The sequence below is a fragment of the Streptococcus sp. HSISS3 genome (assembly GCF_000448605.1).
GTDB classification, from domain to species: domain Bacteria; phylum Bacillota; class Bacilli; order Lactobacillales; family Streptococcaceae; genus Streptococcus; species Streptococcus raffinosi.
The window spans coordinates 752546-759607 of sequence record NZ_CM002130.1 but is presented as its reverse complement, the minus strand read 5'-3'; the positions used below and the strand labels follow the sequence as shown (position 1 = coordinate 759607).

Sequence of the window (7062 nt, the reverse complement as noted above, 5' to 3'; positions counted from 1 at the left end):
CAGAAGAACTCGCTAATTATTATAACCTCTATCAGCTGTTGCTGTTTCACTTTCAGGAGAAGAGGAGAGGGTAGAGAGTTTTTTGAGTAAATAGAGGAAAATATAAGCAAGGTCAATCACTACTTCAAAACTGCTTTAGGACCTTCCTTAGACACAAACCATACATCAAAAATGCGCTAGAAACACATTACTCAAATGCAAAATTGGAGGGCACCAATAAGCTTATCAAAGATATTAAACGTCTGGGCTTCGGTTTTAGAAACTTTATTAACTTTAGGAAGCGTGTTTTCATCACTCTGAACATACAAAAAGAGAAAACCTATCAGGTTCTCTCTAGATGTTAGCTTTTCGTCACCCACTACAGTTGACAAAGAGCCAAAAAAAAACAGAGAGACTGAGCTCTCTGTTTGATTGGAATTGATTCGGAAATAGTATTTAAATACAACACGAAATCCTTACTGATTTCTGAATCATGGCGCAGTGGTTGATTGCTCAAAGCAATGCTTTGAGGTGGCAGATAAGACTTACGAAGTAAGTTCTTCCTTTCATGTTTACAACAGTCGTACTTCCTAATCAACTGTCCGGGGGTAGTATAAAAGTCCTGTGGACTTTTATAGCCTGAGCCTTAAATCATAAAAGCGAAGGAGAAATCAAACTCTTCGAGTTACTGATTTCTGAATCATAACGCAGTGGTTGATTGGAACTACTCATGTTTGCAACATTCGTACTTCCTAATCAACTGTGCGGGGGCGAAACTACGAAATCAAACTCTTCGAGTTACTGATTTCTGTTTCGCTCCCTATTTCAATTCAAATTTCAATTCTGAAGTTGGGCGAACCAAACCACGTTCGTGAAGTGTTTCTGCGATTTGGACTGAGTTCCAAGCGGCACCTTTAAGGAGGTTATCTGAAACAACCCACATGTGGATACCTTTTTCAGCATCCAAGTCTTTACGGATACGTCCGACAAATGTATCACGTGAACCTACAGCATTAACGGCTTGTGGGTAGACTTGGTTAGCAACGTCGTCTTCAAGGACTGCACCTGGGAATTCTGCAATAGCAGCTTTCACTTCGTCAATTGGTGCCACTTCTTTTGTTTCAATGTAAACTGACTCTGAGTGAGCTGACAAGACTGGAATACGTACACATGTTGCTGATACGGCAATGCTATCGTCTTCCATGATTTTCTTAGTTTCGTTTGTCATCTTCATTTCTTCGTAAGTGTAGTCATTTTCAGTGAAGACGTCGATTTGAGCCAAAGCATTGAAGGCGATTGGGAAGTGTTTCTTATCGCCACCACATGGCAAGATTTCAGCTTTAACATCACGTGGGTTAACGCCGTCATTCAAAACTTCTTTCAACTCACGTTGTGTTTCAAGGATTGCTCCCATACCAGCACCTGATACGGCTTGGTAAGTTGACACGATGATACGGTCCAAGCCCCATTTTTGACGAACTGGCTCAAGGGCAACCATCATTTGAATCGTTGAACAGTTAGGGCAAGCGATAATACCGTTGTGAGCATCAAGCGCATGTGCATTGACCTCAGGTACAACCAATGGCACATCTGGATTTTGACGGAAGTATGATGTGTTATCAACGACTACTGCACCTGCTTTAACAGCGTATGGTGCATATTTAGCAGAGGTAGATCCACCAGCTGAGAAAAGGGCAATGTCTACACCTTCAAATGCGTCTTCAGTCGTTTCTTCGATGGTCAAGTCTTGACCTTTAAACTGCAAGACTTTTCCTGCAGAACGAGCAGACGCAAGGTAGCGAATTTTATCGATTGGAAGTGTCGATTCTTCCAACATTTTGATCATTTGAGCACCAACGGCACCTGTAGCACCGACAACCGCAACTGTGTATCCCATAGTTAAACCTCTTTCGGAATTTTCTATCAATTTAGTTTAGTGAATCTATTATACTACGTTTAAGTCCAGTTGAAAAGGGTAAAAAAGCCAAGAATAAAGAAAAATCCCCTACCAAACGGCAAGGGATAAGAGGCATCTTTCGATGAGAGTAGCAGGTTCACACAACTACTCAAGGTCCGCTCCTGCGTTACAATCTAATGTAGACCTCCTCAGCGCAAAAGGCTCTAAAGAGCCAATCGACTCATCGCATGTTTCTATTCTAGCATATTGAACGACAGAGTCAAGCCATGAATTCCATTAAGGTATCGTATCTTAACCATCTGCCTTATTTGCCATCATCATGACCATCTTTGTAGCCACGAAGGTAGGCTGTTTTCTCTGAAGTTGTTGTGAACTTACCAAGAAGAGTTGATTCCTTTGAATATGAATCATAATTATCGATGCCCTTTTCGGCATCCGCAAAGCCATCCTGGTAGCCCTTGGTATAAGCGTTACTATTGACTTTTGAATGGTAGGAATTTCCATAGCGATGATAAGAGCGTCGACTCATATACATCCAGAACCATGGATTACGGATGACATCTTGTCGGTAATAACGGTCACGGGTTTGATAGTCGTCATTATTGTCAAAAATACTTTTGGCCTGTTCATCCGAAAAATCATCATTTTGTTTGGAATACTTTTTGAGTGTCTCATCATCACTTACTTTCGCACCCGATTGAAAGTTAGAGCGTTCAGATTCATTTAGCTCAGGGGAAGACATCTGAGGCTTTGTGTAGCCTGAATTTGTATCCGATTTTGACTTGCTAGAACTGTTACCAGAAGAAGACTGGCTTTCTGAATGGCTCTGACTGCTATCTGATTTAGAGCTAGTATCACTGTCCGCACCCGAACTATGCGATCTACTAGAACTAGCGTAATTATCATGGCCACTACTTGACTTGTAGCTCTTACTGGCCCCACTATCAGACTTAAAGCCTTTTCCTGAATCACTATCAGAATGATGTCCTTTACTAGAACCAAAGCCTGATTTGGATCCGCTTCTGCTACCCCTGTTTGAAGAACGAGAGCCACCTCGTCTGCTACGTAGAGAAACGATATTCCCAGACGTTTCTTGAGCTTGAATGTCTTGTGCTGTTGTCAAAATTAGGCCTGACACCAAGGTCACACCTAAGAAAACCATTACTTTTTTCATTAAAAAATCCCCTTATTCATCTTATGGCCTTATTATACCACAGAAGAAAAATCGGGGAAATCCGTAAAATTACATTAAAGGTCCTATCAGAGAAAAGAGATAGCCACCTGAACGATGGGACATAGGTATTTTAGACAAAGTTTCCAAAGTTACTTCCTCTGAGAGAACCTGGGTTTCTTCAAAATCTTGTTCAATCTTAAACACTTCTAGATTTTTATAAAGATAAACCCCATTTTCAAAATTTTGATAGAGGCTACGGTAGTCTGTGTTAATGGTCCCAACCACAGCCTGTTTGGCATCCGAAACATAAATTTTAGCGTGAACAAAGCCTGGTGTATAGCGAAAAATACGGACGCCAGCATCCAAGAGCACTTTAAAATAGGTAGTCGCAATATCAAAGGCATACTGTTTATCAGGAATCCCCGGCATAATAATACGTACATCTACACCTCGTCTAGCCGCAAAGGTCATGGCTCTTACAAGTTCGTCGTCCAAAATCAGGTAAGGTGTCATAATATAAACATAATCAGTGGATGTATTGAGAAGATGGAGGTAAACATTCTCGGCGACTTTGTGATAAGTCAGTGGTGAATTAGCATAAGGGAGAACTAAACCTTCACTTTTCTTCTTTTGAGGCTTTTCTTGTAAATAGCGGTCCATATCAACTGGGTCATCAACTCCAGTCACTGACCACATGGTGAGAAAAAGAGCTTTCAGAGTTTGAACCGCAGACCCATCTAAGCGAAGAGCAGTGTCCTTCCAATGACCAAAACGTTGACGTTTATTGACATACTCATCGGCGATATTAACGCCACCAGTATAAGCAACTTGACCATCAATCACAGTAATCTTCCGATGGTCTCGGTAATTGTAATAGGTTGATAGGATGGGCTTGACTGGTGAGAAGGCTTGAGCTTTAATACCAACCTTGTGCAGTCGCTCAATATAATCGTAAGACAAGGTGGTCATCTCATTCATCCCATCAAACATGACACGAACGTCCAGGCCTGACCTGGCCTTTTCCTCCAAGATGGCTAAAATCTCTCCCCACATGACTCCTTCATCAATGATGAAATACTCCATGAAGATATAACGCTCTGCCTTTTTCAGATCCTCCAACAAGGCTGGAAGCATATCATCTCCAAGTGGGAAATAAGTCACTTCAGTATCTCTATAAATTGGAAAATGAGCAGGACTATGCTCCAGAAAATAAGCCAGTCTTTGCAGTTGCCTATCGCTATGAGAAAGATAGTCCTCAACCTCTGGCTCAGTAGCCAAATAGTCTGAAGCCTGAACTGTTGCTTCCACAAGACGCTTTTTCAAACGTCTAACACCAAAATCAGCGAGCGAAAAATAGAGCAAAGCTGTCCCAAAAATGGGAAAGAGGGCAATGATGATCAACCAAGAAAGTTTGGAACGAGAGTCCATGGAACGATTAAGCAAATAAAAAAGGTAAAAACACTCAATAAGTGTTCCCATAAGATAATAGATGGAAAATGCTCTTGTAGGCTAATATATGAAAAGACAAGAAAGGCCAATTCCAGTAAGAAAAACAGGAAAATGGGTACCTTACGATTAAGTAGAATTTTAGCCCATTTAGACGGCTTCTGAGGCAATAGCCGGGCACTTGTTTCTTGGGACATATAGGCTCCTTTAGAATGAAAAAAATCGGCTTTGTATTCCGACCTCTTTCAGCAATTTATTTAGTCTTAGTGACATTCTAACATAGGTAAAAGGCATGAGCAATTAACCAGTATTATTGATAGCTAATAGCTCATTTTTCTATTTTCCTGACAGGACCATCCAAGGTCTTTTGCATCCAGACAATATCATGCCATTGCTCAAACTTGTAGCCCACTTTTGGAAAATGAGCAACTTGGACATAACCACGTTTTTCATGCATGGCGATACTAGCCTCATTTGGAACAGCTATACAGGCTAAGAAACGCAGAAAACCACGCTTTTTCAACTCTTTTTCAAGGGCATCGTAAAGTTGGCTTCCCAAACCTCGACCACGGGCATCTTCGTGCAAATAGATGGACAATTCAGTTGTCCAATTATAAGCTGTCCGGGCATAGTAGGTTGAAGCATAAGCATAGCCGAGAACTCGGCCATCCTCTTCTACCACTAGATAGGGGAATTTTTCAAGCGTCTTGCTGATGCGTGCTTCAAACTCTTGAACGCTGGGAACCTCGTATTCGAAAGTAATAGCTGTCTTTTCAACATAGGGTGCATAGATGGCCTGAATAGCTGGTGCATCGGATAACTTGGCTGGACGAATAGTTAACATCATTTTCTCCTTCGACTTCATTACCTTTATTTTAAACTATAAGAAAAGAGGGCTCAACCCTCTTCTAACAGATATTGTCACTACATCAACGGAGCAACTAATCTAGTCAATAATCCCAAAGCCTTTTGATGGAACGGCAGATTTTCAATCTCGGCGACACTAACTCGATGACACTTAGCTTTGGTCGCTTGGAAATCTTCCTCAATGGAAACCACTGATGACGTCCTATAAAGATAAGTCGCACACTCAAAGTGATGATAAAGACTGCGGTAATCCAAGTTGATTGTTCCTACAACAGCCCTACTATTGTCACTCACAAAGATCTTGGCGTGAACAAAACCGGGTGTATACTCATAAATCTTAACACCAGATGCTAAAAGTGTTGGGTAGTAAGTCTTAGCTAAGTAATAAGCTGACTTTTTATCAGGAATACCAGGCATGATGATACTAACATCAACTCCACGCTCAGCCGCAAACTTCAAAGCATGTAGTAACTCGCCATCTAAAATAAGATAGGGCGTCATGATATGAACAAAATCACGCGCATGATTAAGAATATCAATATAAACATTCTCACCAACCTTATCCTTATCCAGTGGGATATCCCCGTAAGGAACAACAAAACCAGGAGTATCAAAGGTCTCATGCTCAACCATATATGGTGTCACATCCAGTGTTTCATGTGAGTAAGTCCACATTTGAAGGAAGAGGACTAAGAAAGTATCAACCGCTGGACCCTCAACCATGAGTGCAGTATCTTTCCAATGGCCAAAGCGCTCAATCTTGTTGATATATTCATCAGCTAGATTAACCCCACCTGTAAAGGCTACTTTACCATCAATCAGCAAGATTTTTCTATGGTCACGGTAATTGTAATAGGTTGACAAGAAAGGCATTACTGACGCAAAAACACGAGATTGAATGCCAATTCTCTCCAAACGTTTCTTATAGTCGAAACTCAAGGTTGAAAATTCAATCATGCCATCATACATGACACGTACTTCCACCCCTTCTTGAACCTTCTGTTTCAAGATAGCTAGGATTTCACCCCACATCTCACCTTCGTCAATGATGAAATATTCCAAGAAAATGTACTTCTCCGCTTTAAGGAGCTGTTTCTTCATTTCCTCAAATTTGGCTTCTCCGCTTGGAAAATAGGTCGTCTTACTATGACGATAGACAGGAAAATGCCCATTAACATTTTCAAGATACTGAACCAAATTGTAGTTACTCGTGTGACGTTGCTTAAGCTCTTCGAGAGCTTTATCATCCTGTTTCAATATTCCACAACTGCGGTCAATATTGCTCTGAATCGCACGCTTCATCCCAGTATAGCCCAAATCTAGTTTTGTATAGGCTAGGAGTAAGGTTCCGATAATAGGGAAAGGTAAAACAATCAGCAACCAAGTATTAACAGCCGTTGATTCCATATCACTTTGGAAGAGATAGATGATGGCTAGAATACGAAGGACCACTTCTGTCACCTGCAGGTGCACTCTATACTGACTCAACCAAAGGTAAGACATAGCTACAACAACAAGCTGCAGTAAGATGATAAGGAAGATAATCGTAGCACGACTAAAGATACCTCGAAGAAAGCCACGACGCCCCCTATCATAAAGACGTTCAATTTTAGCTTCGTTTTTGATAGCAGGACTCCTTTCCCTTTTTAATTATTCTTATTATAACAAAAAATGGCTT

The 7062-nt window shown here is 41.0% G+C and carries 4 protein-coding genes and 2 pseudogenes; 1 reads left to right on the top strand and 5 read right to left on the bottom strand.

Annotated features, from left to right (window positions below; genetic code table 11):
* Positions 1-337, top strand: a pseudogene (locus HSISS3_RS11565) (transposase); the annotation flags it as partial.
* Between the two features lie 462 nt (positions 338-799).
* Here the strand turns inward: HSISS3_RS11565 and HSISS3_RS03665 are convergent.
* The 5 genes and pseudogenes from HSISS3_RS03665 to cls (HSISS3_RS03645) form a co-directional block, all read right to left on the bottom strand.
* Positions 800-1876 carry an aspartate-semialdehyde dehydrogenase gene (locus HSISS3_RS03665; protein WP_021151738.1) on the bottom strand — a complete coding sequence of 359 codons (1077 nt, stop codon included), beginning with the start codon at positions 1874-1876 and terminating at the stop codon, positions 800-802.
* A gap of 325 nt (positions 1877-2201) precedes the next feature.
* Positions 2202-3071, bottom strand: a complete 870-nt coding sequence (locus HSISS3_RS03660; RefSeq protein ID WP_021151737.1) for a hypothetical protein — start codon at positions 3069-3071, stop codon at positions 2202-2204.
* 69 nt (positions 3072-3140) lie between these two features.
* Positions 3141-4714 (bottom strand): annotated as a pseudogene (cls, locus tag HSISS3_RS03655) (cardiolipin synthase).
* Positions 4715-4845: 131 nt separating this feature from the next.
* Positions 4846-5361: a GNAT family N-acetyltransferase gene (locus HSISS3_RS03650; protein ID WP_021151735.1), complete on the bottom strand. Its 516-nt coding sequence runs from the start codon at positions 5359-5361 to the stop codon at positions 4846-4848.
* An 80-nt stretch (positions 5362-5441) separates the two neighbouring features.
* Positions 5442-6992, bottom strand: coding sequence for a cardiolipin synthase (cls, locus tag HSISS3_RS03645; protein WP_192573934.1), 1551 nt, complete (start codon positions 6990-6992; stop codon positions 5442-5444).
* Between the last annotated feature and the right edge of the window lie 70 nt (positions 6993-7062).

What these genes read in the sequence shown, in the direction of transcription:
- HSISS3_RS03660 (WP_021151737.1), bottom strand. Translation starts at nt 3,071, where the DNA reads ATGAAAAAAGTAATGGTTTTCTTAGGTGTGACCTTGGTGTCAGGCCTA.
- HSISS3_RS03650 (WP_021151735.1), bottom strand. Translation starts at nt 5,361, where the DNA reads ATGTTAACTATTCGTCCAGCCAAGTTATCCGATGCACCAGCTATTCAG.
- HSISS3_RS03665 (WP_021151738.1), bottom strand. Translation starts at nt 1,876, where the DNA reads ATGGGATACACAGTTGCGGTTGTCGGTGCTACAGGTGCCGTTGGTGCT.